This is a genomic window from Stenotrophomonas sp. YJH_SMC_17, from assembly GCF_059371655.1.
Map to the genome: position 1 here is coordinate 603,463 of NZ_JCAFUU010000001.1, position 19,306 is coordinate 622,768.

At 67.4% G+C, this 19,306-nt stretch carries 18 protein-coding genes; 8 read left to right on the plus strand and 10 right to left on the minus strand.

Annotation, left to right across the window (positions count from 1 at the left end):
- Positions 1 to 77 precede the first annotated feature (77 nt).
- Together AC5P8Z_RS02875 and AC5P8Z_RS02880 are read right to left on the minus strand one after the other, a co-directional pair.
- Positions 78 to 1,067, minus strand: coding sequence for a sensor domain-containing protein (locus AC5P8Z_RS02875; protein WP_286071417.1), 990 nt, complete (start codon positions 1,065 to 1,067; stop codon positions 78 to 80).
- Positions 1,064 to 1,429 (minus strand): PadR family transcriptional regulator, encoded by a 366-nt coding sequence (locus tag AC5P8Z_RS02880; protein WP_021203665.1) that lies wholly within the window; start codon positions 1,427 to 1,429, stop codon positions 1,064 to 1,066. The genes AC5P8Z_RS02875 and AC5P8Z_RS02880 overlap by 4 nt, the downstream gene beginning before the upstream one ends.
- A gap of 136 nt (positions 1,430 to 1,565) precedes the next feature.
- Here AC5P8Z_RS02880 and AC5P8Z_RS02885 point away from each other — a divergent pair, with 136 nt between their 5' ends.
- Entirely contained in the window at positions 1,566 to 2,468 is a 903-nt protein-coding gene (locus tag AC5P8Z_RS02885; protein WP_495228023.1) for a peptidylprolyl isomerase, read from the plus strand.
- Positions 2,469 to 3,052: 584 nt separating this feature from the next.
- Here AC5P8Z_RS02885 and AC5P8Z_RS02890 read toward each other — a convergent pair.
- Complete coding sequence (locus AC5P8Z_RS02890) at positions 3,053 to 3,925, minus strand: DMT family transporter (RefSeq protein ID WP_495228024.1); 873 nt, start codon at positions 3,923 to 3,925, stop codon at positions 3,053 to 3,055.
- 115 nt (positions 3,926 to 4,040) lie between these two features.
- Between AC5P8Z_RS02890 and AC5P8Z_RS02895 the strand changes: the two genes are divergently transcribed.
- Both AC5P8Z_RS02895 and AC5P8Z_RS02900 read left to right on the plus strand, forming a co-directional pair.
- Positions 4,041 to 4,985: a LysR substrate-binding domain-containing protein gene (locus tag AC5P8Z_RS02895; protein WP_295565640.1), complete on the plus strand. Its 945-nt coding sequence runs from the start codon at positions 4,041 to 4,043 to the stop codon at positions 4,983 to 4,985.
- 68 nt (positions 4,986 to 5,053) lie between these two features.
- On the plus strand, positions 5,054 to 5,347 hold the full coding sequence (locus AC5P8Z_RS02900; protein WP_005408721.1) for a hypothetical protein: 294 nt from the start codon (positions 5,054 to 5,056) through the stop codon (positions 5,345 to 5,347).
- Between the two features lie 79 nt (positions 5,348 to 5,426).
- Here the strand turns inward: AC5P8Z_RS02900 and AC5P8Z_RS02905 are convergent, their stop codons facing one another.
- Positions 5,427 to 6,191, minus strand: a complete 765-nt coding sequence (locus AC5P8Z_RS02905; RefSeq protein WP_495228026.1) for a DUF4349 domain-containing protein — start codon at positions 6,189 to 6,191, stop codon at positions 5,427 to 5,429.
- 32 nt (positions 6,192 to 6,223) lie between these two features.
- Entirely contained in the window at positions 6,224 to 6,580 is a 357-nt protein-coding gene (locus tag AC5P8Z_RS02910) for a GFA family protein (protein WP_286071412.1), read from the minus strand.
- 112 nt (positions 6,581 to 6,692) lie between these two features.
- Between AC5P8Z_RS02910 and AC5P8Z_RS02915 the strand changes: the two genes are divergently transcribed.
- Positions 6,693 to 8,501 (plus strand): DUF885 domain-containing protein, encoded by a 1,809-nt coding sequence (locus AC5P8Z_RS02915; RefSeq protein ID WP_495228028.1) that lies wholly within the window; start codon positions 6,693 to 6,695, stop codon positions 8,499 to 8,501.
- A gap of 143 nt (positions 8,502 to 8,644) precedes the next feature.
- Complete coding sequence (locus tag AC5P8Z_RS02920; RefSeq protein ID WP_495228029.1) at positions 8,645 to 9,643, plus strand: polysaccharide lyase; 999 nt, start codon at positions 8,645 to 8,647, stop codon at positions 9,641 to 9,643.
- Positions 9,644 to 9,652: 9 nt separating this feature from the next.
- On the opposite strand, the gene agp is transcribed toward AC5P8Z_RS02920, so the two are convergent.
- The 3 genes from agp to AC5P8Z_RS02935 form a co-directional block, all read right to left on the minus strand.
- Positions 9,653 to 10,867 (minus strand): bifunctional glucose-1-phosphatase/inositol phosphatase, encoded by a 1,215-nt coding sequence (agp, locus tag AC5P8Z_RS02925; RefSeq protein WP_495228030.1) that lies wholly within the window; start codon positions 10,865 to 10,867, stop codon positions 9,653 to 9,655.
- A 119-nt stretch (positions 10,868 to 10,986) separates the two neighbouring features.
- Positions 10,987 to 12,819: a multidrug efflux ABC transporter SmrA gene (gene smrA / locus AC5P8Z_RS02930; protein WP_295565636.1), complete on the minus strand. Its 1,833-nt coding sequence runs from the start codon at positions 12,817 to 12,819 to the stop codon at positions 10,987 to 10,989.
- A gap of 156 nt (positions 12,820 to 12,975) precedes the next feature.
- Entirely contained in the window at positions 12,976 to 14,535 is a 1,560-nt protein-coding gene (locus AC5P8Z_RS02935) for a serine hydrolase (RefSeq protein WP_286071407.1), read from the minus strand.
- 110 nt (positions 14,536 to 14,645) lie between these two features.
- On the opposite strand from AC5P8Z_RS02935, the gene AC5P8Z_RS02940 reads away from it, so the two are divergent.
- From AC5P8Z_RS02940 to AC5P8Z_RS02950, 3 genes are read left to right on the plus strand one after another with little or no spacing between them, the layout of a single operon-like run.
- Positions 14,646 to 15,089: a VOC family protein gene (locus tag AC5P8Z_RS02940; RefSeq protein ID WP_495228032.1), complete on the plus strand. Its 444-nt coding sequence runs from the start codon at positions 14,646 to 14,648 to the stop codon at positions 15,087 to 15,089.
- Entirely contained in the window at positions 15,086 to 15,904 is an 819-nt protein-coding gene (locus AC5P8Z_RS02945) for a DUF72 domain-containing protein (RefSeq protein WP_495228034.1), read from the plus strand. The genes AC5P8Z_RS02940 and AC5P8Z_RS02945 overlap by 4 nt, the downstream gene beginning before the upstream one ends.
- Before the next feature lie 34 nt (positions 15,905 to 15,938).
- Entirely contained in the window at positions 15,939 to 16,886 is a 948-nt protein-coding gene (locus AC5P8Z_RS02950) for a DMT family transporter (RefSeq protein ID WP_495228035.1), read from the plus strand.
- Positions 16,887 to 16,931: 45 nt separating this feature from the next.
- Here the strand turns inward: AC5P8Z_RS02950 and AC5P8Z_RS02955 are convergent, their stop codons facing one another.
- Together AC5P8Z_RS02955 and AC5P8Z_RS02960 are read right to left on the minus strand one after the other, a co-directional pair.
- Positions 16,932 to 18,092, minus strand: a complete 1,161-nt coding sequence (locus AC5P8Z_RS02955) for an AAA family ATPase (protein ID WP_495228036.1) — start codon at positions 18,090 to 18,092, stop codon at positions 16,932 to 16,934.
- 120 nt (positions 18,093 to 18,212) lie between these two features.
- Entirely contained in the window at positions 18,213 to 19,277 is a 1,065-nt protein-coding gene (locus AC5P8Z_RS02960) for a sensor domain-containing diguanylate cyclase (RefSeq protein ID WP_495228038.1), read from the minus strand.
- Positions 19,278 to 19,306: the final 29 nt, after the last annotated feature.

Genomic DNA, 19,306 nt, shown 5'->3' on the forward strand with positions numbered 1-19,306 from the left:
CCCGCTCTGCCCAGAAGCCCGGGGTCGGATCCGCGATCAGAGCCCTGTTCTGCGAACAGGGATCCGACCCCTGCCGCTTACAGCCGCACCAGCAGGTTCTTGGCGATCAACCCATGCAGCTTGCCGATGCCGCGCGCCAGGTGCATCGTCAACAGCAACAGCAGTACGCCCACCGCAGCGACCGCGATCGCCACCAGCGGCGATGCCGCCATCGGCAGTACATTCACGCCATCGACGTACACGCCCGGAATCTCGCCACTGAAGATCGCCGCCACCGGCGCCCAGATCAGTCCCAGCGACAGCGACAGCAACGTCACCGCGATGGTGAAGTAGATGACGCCCAGCGGCAGCATCAACACGAAGTACAGCAGCGTCAGCCAGGTGCGGCCGTCGGTGAACATGTCGCCGATGCGCTGCAGCCAGGTGCGGCTGCGGTCGGTGTAACGCGGACGGCGCGGCATGCGCTCGCCCAGCAGCGCTTCCACCAGCCGCCCTTCCAGCAGCGCCAGCCCGCGCACCGAGCCGAAGAACAGCACGGTCAGCGGAATACCGATGATCAGGATCAGCAGGCCCAGCGACAATGACAGGCCGGTTACCACCCAGGTGAAGAAGAAGATGCCGGTGGCCAGCGACAGCAGCATGTAGAACAGCGCACCGTAGGTGTGCGGATCGGTCACCACGCCGAAGAAGCGCGCCAGCAACGAACGCTGCACCGGCGCCGGCGGCGGTGAGGCCGGCTCGACGCCACTGGCTTCCGCCGCCGCACGCAGCACCGGCGCGGTATCCGCACGCGGCGTACGCAGCGCGCGGTTCACCGTCACTTCGGTCTCGCGGTAGATCTCGGCCACTTCGTCCGGCGCACCGTAGCTGCCGGCCACATCAGCGATCACCCCGGCTTCGCTGCGGCCGGGCTGCGCGGCCAGCTCCGAGCGCAGGTACTCCTCGGCGTCGTACAGCGCGTCCTGCACCATCGCCGGGTCGGCGCCTTCCAGCGCCGCGCGCAGCTGCGCCAGGTACTGCGGGATGGTGGTGGGCAGGGCGCGGCCTGCCAGGCTCGGGTCGTTCATTGTGGTACCCCCTCCAACACGGAATCGACGGAATCGCGGGTGGCCTGCCAGGCCTGGCGCCACTGCGCCAGCACTTCGCGGCCACGCTCATTGATGCGGTAGTAGCGGCGCGGCGGACCGCTGCTGGACGGCTCCACGTGGCTTTCCAGCAGGCCGGCGCCCTCCAGGTTGCGCAGCACCGGGTACAGCGCGCTCTGCTTGCCGCTCAGCACGCCCTCGCCCACCCGCTCCAGCTCCTTGGCAATGAGGTAGCCGTACAGCGGCTCCCCGGCCCGGGCCAGCACCGCCAGCAGGGCCAGCGACACCGTTCCGGCGCTCAGCTCCTTCTGGAACTTCTTCAGGTGGACATCGTCTTCGACCATGACCTGCCCTCCACTACGTTGAAGTCCACAGTAGTGCGAAGTTCGGTATAGCGAATGTGTCGTTAGTCATCGTGCCGGTTGGCGAGACCAGGCCGCTCGCGCAGAATCGAAGCCTCGTTCATGTTCCGGGGATCCCATGCCGCACCGTCGTCGCCTTGCCCTCACCGCCCTCGCACTGGCCTGCCTGCTGCCTTCGCTGGCCAGCGCCGCCACCCCGTACCGCAGCCCGCAGCAGATCCTCGACGCCTCGGCCGCCAGCGACTGGCGCACCCCGGACCCGGCCAACCTGCTCTACATGGACCTGCCCGCCGGGCGGGTGATCATCGAGCTGGCGCCGCAGTTCGCCCCGCGGCACGTGGCCAACATCCAGACCTTCGCGCATGAGCACTTCTGGGACGGCACCAGCATCTACCGCTCGCAGGACAACTTCGTGGTGCAATTCGGTGATGCCGACGCCGATGACGCGGCCAAGGCCAAGCCGTTCGGCAGTGCGGCGCGCAAGCTGCCGGCCGAGTTCGAACGTGCCAGCGCCGGCCTGAAGGTGAGCGTGCTGCCGGATCGCGACGGCTGGGCGGCACAGACCGGTTTCGTCGACGGCTTCCCGGTCGGCCAGGACCCGCAGGCCGGCAAGGCCTGGCTGACGCACTGCTACGGCATGCTCGGCGCCGGCCGCAGCAACGAGGAGGACAGCAGCATCGGTGCCGAACTGTACGTAGTGACCGGCCAGTCGCCGCGCCAGCTGGACCGCAACATCACCCTGGTCGGTCGCGTGCTGAAGGGCATGGAGCTGCTCAGCGCGATCCCGCGCGGCCCGGCACCGATGGGCTTCTACACCGACCCGACGCTGCGCACGCCGATCGTGTCGATCCGCCGCGCCAGCGATGTGCCGGTGGCCGAGCGCACACCGATCCAGGTGCTGCGCACCGATTCGAAGACGTTCGCCGAGACGGTGGAGGCGCGACGCAACCGCGTGGATGATTTCTACAAGCGCCCGGCGGGGCATATCGATCTCTGCAATATTCCGGTGCCGGTGCGGTAGGAGCCTGGCTTCCTGCGCGTGGCACGTGCTGAAGGTGCTTCTGTGTTCATGGGCGTCGCTTTTCTTTGTACGCAAAGAAAAGTAACCAAAAGAAACGTTCCGCCGGCCGCGAGCCGATGCGCGCTGCGCATCGGTGCCCTGCGCTCCTCGGCCCGTCGAGGGACGGCGCGGGAACTCGCTGCGCTCAAACACCCGCGCCTCTTCGCCCTCGCCGGACCTGCGGTGCTCGGCTCGCTCAAGGCGGACCCAGATCAAAGGCCACAGCTGCACGACGATATTGGGTAGCGCCGGGCCAGGCCCGGCGAGCGAAGCGACCGCTTCTGCCCTTGATCTTGAATCCGCCTTGAGCAAGCCGAGCATCGCAGGGGAATCAGGGGCGAAGAGGTGCCGATGTCTGAGCGCAGCGAGTTCGGCACCGTCCCCTGATTCACCGAGAAGCGCAGGGGACCGACGTGCGAAGCGCGGCGGCTCGCGACCTGGCGGCGCGTTTCTTTTGGTTACTTTTCTTTTCGCGCGAAAAGAAAAGTGACGCCCATGAACACAGAAGCACCTTCAGCACGCGCCACGCGCAAAACGCCAACGCCTCAGCCCTTCTGACTCACCGCCACGCTACCCAGAATCAACGCACCGGCAATCAGCATCTGCACCGTCACCGCCTCGCCCAGGAACATCCACGCAAACGCGGCGCCGAACAGCGGAATCAGGTAGGTCACCGTCGAGGCGCGTGACGGGCCGATGCGGCCGATCAGGCGATAGAACATCAGGAACGCCAAGCCGGTGCAGGCCACGCCCAGCGCGATCGCCGCGCCCCAAGCCTTGAGCGGAATCGCCGCCTGCGGCCAGTGGCTCACCGCCATCGGCAGCATCCACAGCGAGGCACACGACAGCGTGGCTGCCGCCGCCGCCGCTGACGGCAGACCGGTCATGTGGCGCTTCACCAGGTTCACGCCCAGCCCGTACAGCAACGACGCCGCAGCGCCGGCGATCACCGCGGTACCGATGCTCAGGCCGGAAACCTTGGCGGTGGCCAGCACCACCACGCCGGCGAAACCAACCAGCAAGGCGCCGGCGCGGCGCATGCCTATCTTCTCGCCGAAGAACAGGAAGGCGATCAGCGCGGCGAACAGCACGGTCATCGCATTGCAGATCGCGCCGATCGCCGCCGGCGCCTGCTCCGCCGCATAGGCAAACAGCACGAACGGCAGCGCCGAATTGATCAGCCCGATCGGCGCCAGCCACAGCCAACGCCGCGGCGGGAACTGCGCGCGGGTGCGCCACAGGAACGGCAGCAGGACCAGCGCGCCCAGCACCAACCGGACCTCCACCAGCGCGAACGGGCCGAACGAGGGCACCGCCACCCGCATGAACAGGAACGAGCAGCCCCAGATGGCGCCCAGCAGGGTCAATTCCAGCGGCGTGCGCCAGTCGCGCTCGGCCGCCTGTGGGACCGCATTCATGCTTTGCCTCCGTCCATCGTCTCTTCCTCGCCAGGGCGGACAGGATCGGGCGCAGACGCCTGCCGCACAAGCGCGTAGTATCGCTGCCAGCCACAAATATGGTTTGAGGCTCGACATGCAGCTACGCCCTTCCCTGCTCCCCGCACTGGCCGTGTTCGCGGTCGCCGCGCGCCACCAGAACTTCGCCCAGGCCGCGCAGGAACTGCACCTGACCGCCAGCGCGGTCAGCCACCATGTGCGGCGCCTGGAAGAGGTACTGGAGACCCGGCTGTTCCTGCGCCATGCCCGTGGCGTGCGCCTGACCGCCGAGGGCCGGCAGTTGGCCGACGCCGCCAGCGCCGCCTTCACCGATGTCGCGGCGGTCGCCCATCACCTGCAGCCGGATGCCGACAGCGTCCCGCTGCGGATCACCACGCTGCGTTCGCTTTCCTACTGCTGGCTGCTGCCGCGACTGCCCCGCTTCACCCAGGCCCATCCGCACATCCGCATCGAGCTGCACACCGGCAGCGGCCTGGATCGCTATGACGACAACGGGCCGGAGGTCGGCATCCGCTACGGCCTGGGCCAGTGGCCGGGCCTGCGTGCACAGCACCTGATGGACGACTACCTGTTCCCGGTGGCCTCGCCGGCATTGCCCGGGGTCGAAACACTGGTCGATCCGGCGCGCATCGCCGGGTTGCCGCTGCTGACCGATCTGTCACCACAGGGCTGGCGCGACTGGTTCCGCCACGCCGGCGTGCGCCCACCGTCGCCGCTGCCACCGATGCACACCTTTGCCGACAGCACCGATGCGATGCGCGCGGCGGTGTACGGCATGGGCGCGGTGCTGGCGCGCACCCACATCGCCCAGCCCTACCTGCAGCGCTACGAAGTGGTGCGATTGCCCGGCCCCGCGCTGAAGGCGCGCTACGCCTATCACGTGGTGCATGCCGAAGGACAACCGCCAAGCCCCGCAGCACGCCTGTTCATCGACTGGCTGCTGGAGCAGGCGCAGGACGAGCGCACGCCCATCCCCGCGCTGCCGGACAGCCTGCTGGGACGCCCGGCCACGCGCGGCTGACTGCGCCCTCACCCGCTCTTTGCTTCACGCTGGCTAGGCTGCAGGCAACCCCACAACGTACCTACGCCATGGCCATGCTACGACTGCGCATCACCGGAACCGAAGACGACGCCCGCGCCATCAGCGATCTGCTGCTCGGCCTGGAGGGCATCGAGCATGTCGAGGAAACCGACGACCTGATGCCGCACATGGACGACGACGATTCCAGTTCGGCCGGACTGTCCGATGACATCGGCCCCGGCATCCACGAACTGGAAGTGGAAGTCGGCAACGAAAGCACCGCGCAGAAAGTGCGCGATGCGGTGCAGGAACTCGCACTGGAACTGGATGTGTTCGTCGAGTACGAGACCGACGAGGGGTGAGGCTTCGCCGGCCGTGGCCCGGCGCTACCTTCCACCTGCCCGGTAACACCGGTCCACGACCGGCGGGCGCATCGTTCGATCACGCCTTGCGACGGCGACGACGCCACCACGCCCGCACCCCCCATCCTGCGATCAACGCCAGTACCGCGACCGGCAGCAATGCGGCCGCCGCGCGGATCAGGAACGCGATGCTGGTGCTGAGGATGCTGCCCGATTGGCTCAGTGCCTCACCGATCTCACTGCGACTGCGCTGCCCGGAGGTGGTGCCGAAGTGCAGGGTCACCAGCTGGGTATCGATGCGCCGGCGCTGCTGCGCCGAATCCTTGTTGGCCTGCTCGACACCGGCTTCGATCTCAGAAAGGCGCGTGGTGATCGCCATCAGGTCTTCAATTTTCAGGTCCTTACGGTCCTGGTAGGACAGCAGCCGCGCGTGTTCCTTCTCCAGCCGCGCCTTGGTCAATGCGGTGTCGGCCACCTGCTGTGCGAGGTCTTCGGCGCGCGTGCTGCGCGATTGCAGCTTGCCGCCTTCACCCGCCATGGTGATCAACGGCTCGGTGCCCTTCGGTGCAATGCGGACCTTGACCTCGCCGCTGGGCTGCTCGCCACTGCGCTGATCAACCTGCAGCACCGCACAATCGCCGAACTTCGCGCTTTGGCAGGCCTGCGCCACCTGCTGGATGCGTGGTGCGATCTGCGCAGCGTCCAGCTGTATCTGCACGTCATGCTCGTAGGCCAGGAACGCACCTTCCGGCGAAGCGACCGCGGCTTCGGCACCGCCTCCGGCATCGGCCGCGACGTCGCCATGCTGTCCGCACGCTGCCAGCGCCAGCAGCAGCACCGGCATCGCGGCCCTGCGCGTCCACGCGCACACCGGCCTCACAGTGCGGCTCCGTCGTAGGAGGTCACCGAAAGACCGGCCAGATCCACCTGCGGTACGCAGCGCACGTTCACCGCCACCATCGGCGTGCCGGTGCGCGGGTCCACCGCTTCGCTGTAGGGGGCAATGCCGCACTCACGGCAATGGTGATGGTCGATGTGGGCCTTGTTGAAATGGTAGGTGGCCACATCCGCCGGATCGGTGATCAGCTGGAACGCCTCGCGCGGGGCAAACCACAGCAGGCTGCCTCGGCGCCGGCACATCGAGCAGTTGCAGTCGATGACATCGCTGATAGGCGCCTGCGCCTGTACGGTGAATGCGATCCTGCCGCAATGGCAGCTTCCCTGGTAGTCCATGTCCTGCGCTCCGTTGGAGGGTCCGTGTCTGCACCCATGGTAATCCTATGGCACGGGGACAAAGCAGCCCCGGGGCCCTATGCTCGGGGTTTGACCCCGTACAGGAACGCCGATGCGCCCGCATCTTCTTGCCCTCGCCCTGGTCGCCGCCCTCGCCGGTTGCCAGCCGGCCGACGCCCCGACCAACGCCTCCACCCCGGCCTCCAGCCAGCAGCCCGGTGACGCGGCGGTCGATGACGCCTTCGCCGATCTGTCCAAGCGCGCCCTGGATACCTGGATGCAGCTGTCGCCGGTCAGCGCCACCCAGATCGGCGACCACCGCTACGACAGCGAACTGGACGACCTGAGCGCCGCCGGCCAGCAGAAGACCGTGGCCGCCTACAAGGCGCTGCTGGGCGAGCTGGACAAGATCGAGGTGGCCAAGCTGGGCCGCGAGAACCAGGTGGACGCGGCAATCCTGCGCAACCAGCTGCAGTCGGAAATCTGGAACGCCGAAGTGCTGCAGTCCGGCAAGTGGGACCCGCAGCTGTACAACGGCATCGCCGGCAGCGCGATCTACGGCCTGATGGCGCGCGAATTCGCACCGCTGCCGGAGCGCCTGAAGTCGGCCACCGCGCGCATGGAAAAGCTGCCGGCGATCTTCGCCCAGGCCCGTGAGAACCTGGACCCGGCACGCGTGCCGAAGATCCATGCCGAGACGGTGGCCAAGCAGAACAAGGGCATCCTCAGCATCGTCGATACCTTCATCACCCCGCACATCGGCGAACTGCCGCAGGCCGACCAGCAGCGCCTGCAGGCCGCCATCGACGGCCTGAAGAAGGCGGTGGACGAGCAGCAGACCTGGCTGGACAAGACCCTGGTGCCGAACGCCAAGGGCGACTTCCGCATCGGCGCGGAAAAGTACGACCAGAAGTTGAAGTTCGCGCTGAGCTCCTCGCTGTCGCGCCAGGAGATCGGTGAGCGTGCACGTGCCGAGCTCAAGCGCGTGCGCGAGGACATGTACGGCATCGCGCAGACCGTGCTGAAGGACAAGCCGGGCGCGCCGGAGATGCCGGCCCAGCCGACCGACGAGCAGCAGCAGAAGGCGATCGAGGCCGCACTGGAACTGGCCTACGCCGACAAGCCGGCACGCGACAAGGTAGTCGACGATGCCAAGGCCGCGCTGGAGCAGTCCACCGCCTTCGTCCGCGAGCACGACCTGGTGACCCTGCCCGACGCACCGGTGGACATCATCCTGATGCCGGAATTCCAGCGTGGCGTGGCTGTGGCCTACTGCGATTCGCCGGGCCCGCTGGACAAGAACCTGAAGACCTTCTACGCCGTGTCGCCAATTCCGGACGACTGGAACGAGAAGCAGGTCGACTCGTTCCTGCGTGAATACAACTCGCGCATGATCCACCTGCTCAGCATCCACGAAGGCACCCCGGGCCACTACCTGGAAGGCTGGCATTCGGCCAAGTTCCCCTCCACCCTGCGTGCGGTGCTGCGTTCGGGCCTGTTTGCCGAAGGCTGGGCGGTCTACACCGAGCGCATGATGCAGGAGCAGGGTTACCTCAACAACGACCCACTGTTCCACCTGGTGCAGCTGAAGTTCTACCTGCGCACGATCTCCAACGCGATCCTCGACCAGGGCGTGCACGTGGACAACTGGGATCGCGAAAAGGCGATGCACCTGATGACCCACGACGCGTTCCAGCAGGAAAGCGAAGCAGCCGGCAAGTGGGTGCGCGCACAGCTGACGTCGGCGCAGCTGCCGACCTACTTCGTCGGTGCGCAGGAACACTTCGACACCCGCAAGGCGGTACAGGAGAAGCTGGGCGACAAGTTCAACCTGAAGGCCTACCACGACCAGGTACTGTCCTACGGCGCACCTCCGGTGCGCTTCGCACGCCAGCTGATGCTGGACCAACCGATCGAATGATTGGTTGGGTGTGAGATGGAAACGGAACGGCCCGGGGAGACCCGGGCCGTTTCTACATGCGGTGGTGGGAGGTGCGACTGCATCACGCACTCGCAACATGCCCGGGCGCATCGTTCGCCGGGTTCCCCCTTCAACCGGCTTCCATGTCTCTCCCCCTGTTCCGTCTTGCATTGCTACCCGCGCTGCTGGCCAGTGCCTGTTCCTTTGCTGCCTGCCCTCCGCCACCCGCTGGCCAGCCGGACATCCGTGCCCTGGGCTACTACACCGACAAGGCCGGGTCGGTGATCGACCCGACACTGCGCCAGCAGAACCACGATGCCACCGCGCCACTGGACCGCTATGCCGCCGACGTGGCACGCATGAGCGACGACTACCTGCGGGACGGTGATCGTGCCGCTGCGCAGTGCACGTTGGCTTGGCTCAGCGCCTGGGCGAAGGACGGCGCGATGCTCGGGCAGATGATCCGGGTCAACAACGACCAGTCGTTCTACATGCGGCAATGGATGCTCGATGCAGTGGCCATGGCCTACCTGAAGGTGCATGACCAGGCCGACCCGCAGCAGCGCGCGCGCATCGATCCGTGGCTGCAGCAGCTGGCGCGCGCCAATCTGAGCTACTGGGACACCCCGAAGCGGCGGCGCAACAACCACTACTACTGGGGCGGCCTGGGCGTGCTGGCCACCGGCCTGGCCACCGATGACCAGACCCTGTGGCAGGCCGGCCACGCGGCCTTCCAGAAGGGCATCGATGACATCCAGGACGATGGCAGCCTGCCGCTGGAAATGGCGCGCGGGCAACGCGCCCTGCACTACCACGATTACGCATTGGCGCCGCTGGTGATGATGGCTGAGCTGGCGCGGCTGCGCGGACAGGACTGGTATGCCAGCCGGGATCACGCCATCGACCGCCTGGCACGCCGGGTGATCGAAGGCAGCAACGACCCCGCGTGGTTCAACGAACGCACCGGTGTCACACAGCTGCCACTGAAGGCCAGCGGCTGGGTCGAGTTCTATCGGCTGCGCTCGCCCGATGGCGGCCTGTTCGAAGCTGCACACGCACACGGGCCGTTCCACTCGCCACGGCTGGGCGGCGACCTGACCCTGATGGCCACGCACGGCATCGTGCGAACGCCCCTGCGCTAGCGGCGCACCTCAGCGGGCCGCCGGGTGCAGCAGGCGCTGGAATTGCGCGACGGTGCAGCCCCGCGCGGCGCAGCCCGGCAGCCGCAACGCGACGCGGCCCGGCGGCTGCGCCTCGGTGAGCGGCTGTGCGTTACGCAGCTGTGCGGTGGTCGGGTAGACATAGGCGAGGCGAATCCGTTCCACGCCGCTGTGGCGGTCACGCCAGCGCTCGAACTGCAGCAGGCCGCCGATCGGCGTCTTCTCGTACTGCCCCGGCAGGCTGTAGTCGCTGATTCCCAACGCCGCCAGCAACGAACCGATATTGGAATCGTGACCGACCAGCAGGCTCACCTTCGGCGACGCCTGATCGTTCAACAGCACATCCACGCGTGCCAGCAGCGGTCCGGCCACATCCCGCGCGACCTCGGGCGTTCCGAACAGGATGTCCTGGTAGCGGTTGCGGATCTGCGCCAGCGCCTTCCATTGCGCCTCGTTGTTCAAGCGGCCCCAGCCTTCGCGCGGAATGCCACTTCCCTGGTAGTGCTCCATCAGCAGCGCATCGACCAGTCCGCTGGCCAGCGCCAGTGAACCCGAAGCGCGAGGCTCGTTGCCCGGTTCCGCACTGAACGTGGTGTCGGACAGAACCAGATGGCAGTCGCTGCGGCCGGTACACGCCGCCGACTGCGGGTATCGGGTGATCTGCTCCAGCACGGACGTTGCTGGCGCCAGATCCGATGCGGCCAGCGCTTGCTGCATTGCCAACAGCGCGCGCTTGCGGAAGGCCGTGTCTCCGTTATGGATCACCGGATTGAACAAGGGATCCATCGTGCCCAGCGCCATGCGCTGCTCGATCGCAACATGGCAACCCGGGAAGGCACCGGCAACGAAGAACTCTGCGGTGGCCTGGGTACGCTGCAGGCTGTTGGCGTGCGCGTGGAAGTCGCCCGGCTGCGGGCAGCCTGTTGCCGGTAGCAGCTGCGCCTGCCGCAGCCACTGGCCCATGTAGCGGCCCACGTAGAGCTCCAGCACACCGCCCTTGGTGGTCAGCTCGCCTGCACCCACGTCCCAGCGCGGCCACGTCTCGGGCGTCGCATTGGCGAGCGCGCCCGATGCCACCACCGGCGCGCGCAGGTTGTGGCGGCTGAGCAGGACGACCTGCTGCAGCAGTTCATCTGCGGCCGTCGCGGTTGCAGTGCTCATGCCCAGCGCGAGCACCAGCAGCAGAGAACGTAGGGGGCAGATCATTCAGGTCTCCAGAAGCACGCAGGGGTCAGAGCCCTTTCCTTAGGAAAGGGATCCGACCCCAAGGGATACAGGACCGGGGTCGGATCCCTCTCGCAGCGAGGGCGCTGACCCCACAGCGATCATTGGTCGGCCGCGACAAAACCACCGGTCTGCCGCGCCCACAAGCGCGCGTACAGGCCACCAGCCGCAATCAGTTCCGCATGGGTGCCGGTCTCGACGATGCGGCCCTGGTCCATCACCACCAGCCGGTCCATGCGCGCGATGGTCGACAGCCGGTGCGCGATCGCGATCACCGTCTTGCCACCCATCAGTTCGTCCAGGCTGTCCTGGATGGCCGCTTCCACTTCCGAATCCAGCGCCGAGGTCGCTTCGTCCAGCACCAGGATTGGTGCGTCCTTCAGCAGTACGCGGGCAATGGCGATGCGCTGGCGCTGGCCACCGGACAGCTTCACGCCACGCTCGCCGACATGCGCGTCGTAGCCGCGCCGGCCCTGCCCGTCCACCAGTGTGTCGATGAAGCTGGCCGCACGCGCCTTGGCCACGGCCGCGTGCAGTTGCTCGTCGCTGGCATCCGGGCGGCCGTACAGCAGGTTGTCGCGGATCGAGCGATGCAGCAGCGAGGTGTCCTGGGTGACTACGCCGATCTGCTGGCGCAGGCTTTCCTGCGTAACGTAGGCAATGTCCTGGTCGTCGATCAGGATGCGGCCGCTTTCCAGGTCGTACAGGCGCAGCAGCACGTTCACCAGGGTCGACTTGCCCGCACCGGAAGGACCGACCAGGCCGATCTTCTCGCCCGGCTTGACCAGCAGATCCAGGCCGGCGATCACGCCGCCCTTCTTGCCGTAGTGGAAATGGATGTCCTGGAAGTGCACGCTGCCACGGGTCACCCGCAGCGGCACCGCATCGTCGCGGTCCTGCACGGTCAGCGGCTGGGCGATGGTCGTGATGCCATCCTGCACCGTGCCGATGTCCTCGAAGATGCCGTTGATGGTCCACATGATCCAGCCGGACATGTTGTGGATGCGGATCACCAGGCCGGTGGCCAGGGTGATCGCGCCCACAGTGATGTGCCCGCCATTCCACAGCCACAGCGCCAGCCCGCAGGTACCGGCGATCAGGAAGCCGTTGACGATGGCGATGGTCAGGTCCATGCCGGTGGTGATGCGGGTCTGCGCGCGGTGCTTGACCGCCAGTTCCTGGATCGACTCGGCCACGTAGGCCTGCTCGCGGCCACCGTGGGCGAACAGCTTCAACGTCGGGATGTTGGTGTAGCCATCGACGATGCGGCCCATGGCCTTGGAACGTGCCTCCGAGGCGATCCATGCCCGCTGCTTCGCGCGCGGCACGAAGTAGGCCAGGATCACCGCGTAGGCCAGCAGCCACAGGATCAGCGGCACCATCAGGCGCCAGTCGGCCTGCGCGAACAGGTACAGCGCGGTGCCGGTGTAAACCACGATGTACCAGAGCGAATCGACCATCTGCACCGCGGACTCGCGCAGCGAGGTACCGGTCTGCATCACCCGGTTGGCCACGCTGCCAGCGAAGTCGTTCTGGAAGAAGCTCAGGCTCTGCCGCACCACGTAGTTGTGCATCAGCCAGCGCGAGCGGTTGCTCAGGCCGGGCACGATGGCCTGGTTGACCAGCAGGTTATGCAGGCCGACCAGGATCGGCCGCGCGATGACCGTGATGAACAGCATCCAGCCCAGTTCATTGGCGTGGCGCTTGAAGAAGTCGGCGCCCGGCTGCTCGGCGACCATGTCGACGATGCGGCCCAGGTAATCGAACATTGCCACTTCCACCAGCGCCAGCAGCAGCCCGGCGATGAGCGTGGCCAGCAGCACCGGCCATACCGGGCGCAGGTAGTGCAGGTAGAACGGCAGCACCCTGCGTGGTGGCATGCGCCCGTCCACGGGCGGGAACACCGGAATCAGGGATTCAAACCAACGGAACATTGCATTCCCTCGCCAACATTAGCCGGCGGAGTATCCCACGCCGCATGTGTACGCCGGCCGACGATGCCGCGGCGCCGGTAATGCCGGCCGCTGGCCGGCAATCCCATGATCGCCGCAAACATCGCGAGGATGCCGGCCAGCGGCCGGCACTACCCCTTACGTTGCCGGAGTGAACAGCAGGTCCTGGAAATCGAAACTGAAATCAGTCAGGTCGGAGATCGGCTGCATGCGCACCTCGCGCACCTTGCCGTCCGGGTCCAGGCTGAAGTTCACGAACGCATCGGCGTTGAGCGAACGATCATCCCAGCGCACGATGAAGGTGTCGTGCTGCCAGTGCTCCAGGCGCCCACTCAGCTGCGCGGTCTTCGCAAAGCGCAGGCGCAGGCCTTTGCCCTCGCTGCTGACCTGCATGTCGCCATACCAGCGGTCGCGGAACGTGCCGGTGTAACCGGCCAGCGCCAGCGACGGCGTGCTGCGCTTGTCACGCGCGGCCTGGTGCTTGGCCCAGGCTTCATCGGCCTTGTCCTGGCCCTTGGCCACGGCCTTGGCATAGGCATCCACCCAGTCGTGCTTCTCGCCGCCCAGGTAGGCATCGAGTACGCTCAGGGTGATCGCGTTGAACGCCGCGCCCACTTCCTGGTTGGTCAGCACCACCACGCCCAGCTTCTCGCCCGGCACCAGGGTCAGCCTCGAGACCATGCCCGGCCAGCCACCGGTGTGCCAGACCAGCTTCTGCCCACGGTAATCGCTCAGGCTCCAGCCTTCGCCATAGCCGGCGAAATTGGCTCGCGCCGGTGCCAGCTCCGGCACGCTTGGCGCCGGGATCGACTGCGGCGTGATCATCCGCCACATCTGCTGCTGGCTCTTTTCACTGAACAGCGGCGTGCCATCGGCCAGTTTGCCTTCGGCCAGCTGCACCTTCATCCAGCGCGCCATGTCATGCGCGCTGGAATAGATGCCACCGGCGCCGGCGTTGTTCGACCAGGTCAGCGGCGCAACGGTGCGCAGGTCCTTGAAATCGTACTTGGCGTGGCCGACCGCGGCCTTGTCGCCGGGCTTCAGGTGATCGGCGTTGTAGCGCGTGCCGGCCATGCCCACCTTGTCGAAGATGCGGGTCTGCAGGAACTGTTGGTAGCTCATGCCAGAGACATGCTCGATCACCTGCTGGGCGACCGCGTACAGGATGTTGTCGTACGCATAGCTTTCACGGAAACCGCCCTTCAGCGGCACTCTGCCCAACCGCTCCACCACTTCGGCATTGCTGTAGGAGGTGGTCGGCCAGAACAGCAGGTCGCCGGCGCCCAGGCTCAGCCCGCTGCGGTGCGAGAGCAGGTCACGGATCGTCATCTGCCCGGTCACGAAGGGGTCGGACATGCGGAACGACGGCAGGTGGTCGATCACCTTGTCGTCCATCTTCAGCTTGCCGTCCTCGGCCAGCAGGTTCAGCGAGGTGGCGGTGAAGGCCTTGGTGTTGGACGCGATGGCGAACAGGGTGTCGGCCTGCACCGGGTCCGGCCGGCCCTGTTCACGCACGCCCCAGCCACGCTCCAGCACCACCTGGCCGTCCTTGACCACGGCCACGGCGATGCCGGGCACGTCGAACTGTGCGCGCACGCGCTCGACGGTCGCATCCAGGTCCTGCAGCTGCGCCGGCGTTGCCGCGCTCGCCATGGTCGTGCATGCCAGCAGCACGGCTCCTCCAATCCAGGTTTTCATCCAGCACGATCTCCGAACGGGGGTAGCGGCCGTGTGCAGGCCGTCACCGGGGTTTCGCGGGATGGTAACGGTCGGCGGCGCAGCCTGCCCTGTGCCATAGGAGGGGTGTCATGGGCGGGAACGGCCAACCCAGCAATGGATCCACCATCATTCCGTGCCTGCTCTACCGCGATGCGCTGGCGGCCATCGACTGGCTGCAGCGCGCGTTCGGCTTCCATGCCCAGGCCGTGTACGCCGACGGCGATACGGTGTTCCATGCGCAGCTGACCTTCGGCAACGGCATGATCATGCTCGGCTCGGCCAACAAGGAAAGCGCCTGGAGCCAGCACGCCGCGATGCCGGACGAGGTCGGCGGGCGCCAGACCCAGAGCGCTTGCGTGATCGCGACCGACGCCGACGCGCACTACGCCCGGGCCAGGGCCGCAGGCGCCCGCATCGTCATCGACATCGCCGACCAGCACTATGGTGGCCGTGGTTACGCCTGCGCCGACCCGGAAGGTTACCTGTGGTGGTTCGGCAGCTACGACCCGTGGCGCGCGGACCACGGCCAGTGACCGCCGCAGCAATCCGCTGCGGCATCGGCGGCTGGGTGTTTCCCGAGTGGCGCGGCGGCGCTTTCTATCCCATGGGCCTGCCGCAGCGTGAAGAACTGGCCCATGCCAGCCGTGCCCTGCGCTGCATCGAGATCAACGGCACCTTCTACCGCACGCCGACCGCAGCGCAGTGTGCGCAGTGGGCCGCGCAGACGCCGGACGGCTTCCGGTTTTCGATGAAGGCGCCCCGCTATCTGGTGCAGCGCCGTGACCTGTCCAGCGCCGTGGAGGCTGCGGCCCCCTTCCTGCAGGCTGCCCTCGCGCTCGGCGATCGGCTGGGCCCGCTGCTGTGGCAGTTCGATCCACGCCATCCGGCCGATGCGCCCATGCTGGCGGCGCTGATGGCGCAGCTGCCAAAGCAGCTGGAGGGTGTGCCGCTGCAACACGCTCTGGAAGTCCGCAACGCCGAGGCGCATGGGCCGGCACTGGTGGCCGCTGCACGCGCGCATGGCGTGGCGCTGGTGATCGAAGACAGCGACGAGGCCCCCCTGCACGGCGATGTCAGCGCCCGCTTCGTCTACGCAAGGATCAAGCGCAGCCAGGCCCGCTTGAGGGAGGGCCTGCCGGCGCCCGTGCAGCAACGCTGGGCGGAACGGGCCCGGCGCTGGTCGCGCGGCGAGCCGGTGGATGACCTGCCGTGCCTGGCCGGGCCGCCTCCGGAACTCCCACGCGAGGTCTACCTGCTGTGTATCGGCGCGGGCAAGGTCCGCAACCCAGCGGCGGCGATGGCGCTGCAGCGGCTCAGCGACGACGCCGGTAATTCCACACGCGGGTAGCGCTGCGACGTTCGCCTTGCCTCACAATAGGCGGATGAGCACACCCGACACCCGCAAAGCGCTGTGGCAGATCCACTTCTGTGTCCTGCTGTGGGGCGTCACCGCCATCCTCGGCAAGCTGATCACCCTGCCCGCGCTGCCGCTGGTGTGGTGGCGCATGCTGCTGGTGACGGCGATGCTGGCGCTGCTGCCACGGGTGTGGCGCGGGCTGCGCACCCTGCCCCTGCGGCTGGTGGCCGGCTATGCCGGCATCGGCGCGCTGGTCGCTCTGCACTGGCTGACGTTCTACGGCGCGGTGAAGCTGGCCAATGCCTCGGTGGCCGCCACCTGCATCGCACTGGCGCCGGTGTTCACGTCGATCATCGAGCCGTGGGTGGCCAAGCGGCCGTTCCAGCTGCGTGAACTGGCCTTCGGGCTGGTGGTGCTGCCGGGTGTTGCGCTGGTGGTCGGCGGCGTGCCCGATGGCATGCGCCTGGGTGTGTTGATCGGCGCGATCTCGGCGCTGCTGGTGGCAGTGTTCGGCTCGCTCAACAAGCGCATGGTCAGCCACGCCGATCCGCTCACGGTCACCGCACTGGAGCTGGGGGCCGGCACCCTCACCCTGACCCTGCTGGCACCGCTGATGCCCTACCTGCTGCCAGCGCTGGCAAGCCCGCTGTGGGTGGTTCCCGACCTGCACGACGGCATCCTGCTGCTGGTACTGGCCGGGTTCTGCACGCTGCTGCCGTTCGCCCTGGCCCTGGTCGCGCTGCGCCACCTGAGCGCCTACACCGTGCAGCTGGTGACCAACCTGGAACCGGTCTATGCGGTGGTGCTGGCGGTGGTGCTGCTGCGCGAGCAGCACGAGGTCACCCCGTGGTTCTACCTGGGCGTGGCGATCATCGTCGGTGCAGTGTTCCTGCATCCGCTGCTGAACCGCCGCAAGCCGGTGCAGCATCCGGAGATCCTTGGCACGGCCGAGGCGCGCAACATCGCCGATTGAGTGCCTGCACGCATGGCGTGGATCTACCGGGCATGCATTGCCGCTTCAGCGTTGCGGCCAATGCCACGCCGGGGCGTCCAGCAGCCCCTGCCCGCTCAACAACGTGCGGCCCTGCTGCTTGTGCAGATGCAGCGAGTGGCAGCCCGGTGCCTGCTCCAATGCGGCGATCAGGCGGCTGGCGTGTGACACCACCCAGACCTGGCTGCGTGCACTGGCGGCGATGATCAGCCGCGCCAGCGCCGGCAGCAGGTCCGGATGCAGGCTGGTCTCCGGCTCGTTGAGCACCAGCAGCGGCGGCGGGCGCGGGCTGTGCAGCGCGGCAGCCAGCAGCAGGAAACGCAGGGTGCCATCGGACAGCTCGGTCATCGACAAGGGCCGCAGCAGCCCGGGCTGGTGGAAGCGCAGCGCCAATCGGCCCTCCCGTTCCTCGAAGCCTACCGAGGCGCCCGGGAACGCATCGTCCACGCTGCGCGCCAATGCAACTGGATCCCCGATCTCGAGGATGGTCACCCAGGCCGCGGCCAGATCGCGGCCGTCGTGATGCAGCACCGGCGTGCGCGTGGCCATCGCCGGCTGCCGCGCCGGCGCGTCGGCATCGCTGCGGAAATGATCATAGAAGCGCCAGCGACGAATGTACTCACGCAGGGCGATGGTCTCCGGCATGCGCTGCGGATCACCGACCTGGGTGAACAGGCTGTCGAACAGTGACAACCGATCATCGACCCGATCCCAGCCGCCCGCGTGGCGCTGCCGCACCGTCGCGCCACGGCGATCGACCAGCAGGCTGGCACTGCGCAGGAACGGTCCGGCCCAGATCGCCTCGGCCTTGATCTGCGGATCCAGAGCAAACGCCGAGCGGCTGGGCGGCGGATAGCCCAGGTCGATCGCATAACCGAATGCGTCGGTGGCAAAGCCGAGCTTGAGGCCCACCGCTTCCTGGCGTGGGCCCCCCTGCAGGGGCATGTCGCCCGCAGTGACGCGGCGGTCGATCTTTTCCGGGCCCGCCCACAACGCCGACCCAAGCCCACCTTCGCGGGCGAGCAGCGCCGCCACCCCGCCCTGTGCGGTTTCCGCCAACAGGCGCAGCGCGCGGTACAGGCTGGACTTGCCACTGCCGTTGTCGCCGGTGACCACATTCAACGGCTGCAGCGGCAGCACCAGCCCATGCAGCGAGCGGTAGTGGGAAATGGCCAGGGTCTGCAGCATGGTCGTGTCCGGGGAGCAGGAACGCCATAGTCGCCGGGCGCAATCGCACAGGCCGCGACACGGCGCTATCCAATCGGGAACAACCTCCGCGCATGGCGTGGATCTACCGGGCGGGGCGCTTCAGTCCGCCCGTTCCACCCGGTTGCGTCCATTGCCCTTGGCCTGGTACAGCGCCTTGTCGGCACGTGCCAGGGTCTCGTCCACGCTCTCGCCAGTGCGGTGCTGGGCGACACCGACGCTGATCGTCACCGGGAACCCCAGCGGAAGGTCGGCCACCGCCATGCGCAGGAACTCGCATTGCAGTTCAGCGGTGCGCAGGTCGGTACCCGGCATCACCGCCACGAATTCCTCGCCGCCATAGCGCGCGGCCATGCCGCGACCGGCGAAATGCGAGCGCAGCAGCGCCCCCAGTTCGGCCAGCACCCGGTCGCCGGTAGCGTGCCCCTGGAAATCGTTGATGTGCTTGAAATGATCGATGTCCAGCAGTGCCACGCAGGCCACGCTGGGCGGATCCCCGGCCACCGCCTCTTCCAGCGCGGCCGCCATCGCGCGGCGGTTGGGCAGGCCGGTCAATGCATCGGTGCGGCTCTGTGCGGCCAGATCCGCATTCTGTGCCAGCAGCACGTCATGGTAGTCAGACAGCAGGCGCTCGTAGTCGTCGCGTTCCAGCATGTGCGTCTGGATGTCGAGGGCGAAGCGGCGAAGCTCCATCACCAGCATCACCTGACGTGACAGCGCGGCCAGCGCTTCGGCCTTGTCGCTGGCCAGGTGCTGCGGATGCGCGTCGAACACGCACAGCGTGCCCAGTGGCAGGCCATCGGAGCTGATCAGCGGCGCCCCGGCGTAGAAGCGGATGTGCGGGTCACCGGTCACCACCGGATTGTCGTGGAAGCGGATGTCCTGCAGCGCATCCTCGACCACCATGATTTCCTGCGGCTGCAGGATGGCGTGGCCGCACATCGATTCGCTGCGCAGGTTCTCCGCCGCATCGATGCCCTGGATCGACTTGAACCATTGCCGTTCGACGTCGATCAGGGTCACCGCCGCCATCGACGTGCCACAGACCGCCTTGGCGATGACCACCAGGTCGTCAAAGGATTTTTCGCGCTCCGAATCCAGGATGCGGTAGCGGTACAGCGCCTCAAGCCGGAGGGCTTCGTTGGCAGGCTTGTCGGGCTTGATCATGCAGCGTCACGTTCCGGCAGGTCGCCGCG

Excerpts from the sequence above, each read along its gene's own strand:
- AC5P8Z_RS02885 (WP_495228023.1), top strand. The coding sequence starts at position 1,566 with ATGCCGCACCGTCGTCGCCTTGCCCTCACCGCCCTCGCACTGGCCTGC.
- agp (WP_495228030.1), bottom strand. The coding sequence starts at position 10,867 with ATGATCTGCCCCCTACGTTCTCTGCTGCTGGTGCTCGCGCTGGGCATG.
- AC5P8Z_RS02905 (WP_495228026.1), bottom strand. The coding sequence starts at position 6,191 with ATGCCGGTGCTGCTGCTGGCGCTGGCAGCGTGCGGACAGCATGGCGAC.
- AC5P8Z_RS02900 (WP_005408721.1), top strand. The coding sequence starts at position 5,054 with ATGGCCATGCTACGACTGCGCATCACCGGAACCGAAGACGACGCCCGC.
- AC5P8Z_RS02935 (WP_286071407.1), bottom strand. The coding sequence starts at position 14,535 with ATGAAAACCTGGATTGGAGGAGCCGTGCTGCTGGCATGCACGACCATG.
- AC5P8Z_RS02910 (WP_286071412.1), bottom strand. The coding sequence starts at position 6,580 with ATGGACTACCAGGGAAGCTGCCATTGCGGCAGGATCGCATTCACCGTA.
- AC5P8Z_RS02890 (WP_495228024.1), bottom strand. The coding sequence starts at position 3,925 with ATGAATGCGGTCCCACAGGCGGCCGAGCGCGACTGGCGCACGCCGCTG.
- AC5P8Z_RS02875 (WP_286071417.1), bottom strand. The coding sequence starts at position 1,067 with ATGAACGACCCGAGCCTGGCAGGCCGCGCCCTGCCCACCACCATCCCG.
- AC5P8Z_RS02920 (WP_495228029.1), top strand. The coding sequence starts at position 8,645 with ATGTCTCTCCCCCTGTTCCGTCTTGCATTGCTACCCGCGCTGCTGGCC.
- AC5P8Z_RS02895 (WP_295565640.1), top strand. The coding sequence starts at position 4,041 with ATGCAGCTACGCCCTTCCCTGCTCCCCGCACTGGCCGTGTTCGCGGTC.
- AC5P8Z_RS02940 (WP_495228032.1), top strand. The coding sequence starts at position 14,646 with ATGGGCGGGAACGGCCAACCCAGCAATGGATCCACCATCATTCCGTGC.
- AC5P8Z_RS02955 (WP_495228036.1), bottom strand. The coding sequence starts at position 18,092 with ATGCTGCAGACCCTGGCCATTTCCCACTACCGCTCGCTGCATGGGCTG.
- AC5P8Z_RS02950 (WP_495228035.1), top strand. The coding sequence starts at position 15,939 with ATGAGCACACCCGACACCCGCAAAGCGCTGTGGCAGATCCACTTCTGT.
- smrA (WP_295565636.1), bottom strand. The coding sequence starts at position 12,819 with ATGTTCCGTTGGTTTGAATCCCTGATTCCGGTGTTCCCGCCCGTGGAC.
- AC5P8Z_RS02880 (WP_021203665.1), bottom strand. The coding sequence starts at position 1,429 with ATGGTCGAAGACGATGTCCACCTGAAGAAGTTCCAGAAGGAGCTGAGC.
- AC5P8Z_RS02960 (WP_495228038.1), bottom strand. The coding sequence starts at position 19,277 with ATGATCAAGCCCGACAAGCCTGCCAACGAAGCCCTCCGGCTTGAGGCG.
- AC5P8Z_RS02915 (WP_495228028.1), top strand. The coding sequence starts at position 6,693 with ATGCGCCCGCATCTTCTTGCCCTCGCCCTGGTCGCCGCCCTCGCCGGT.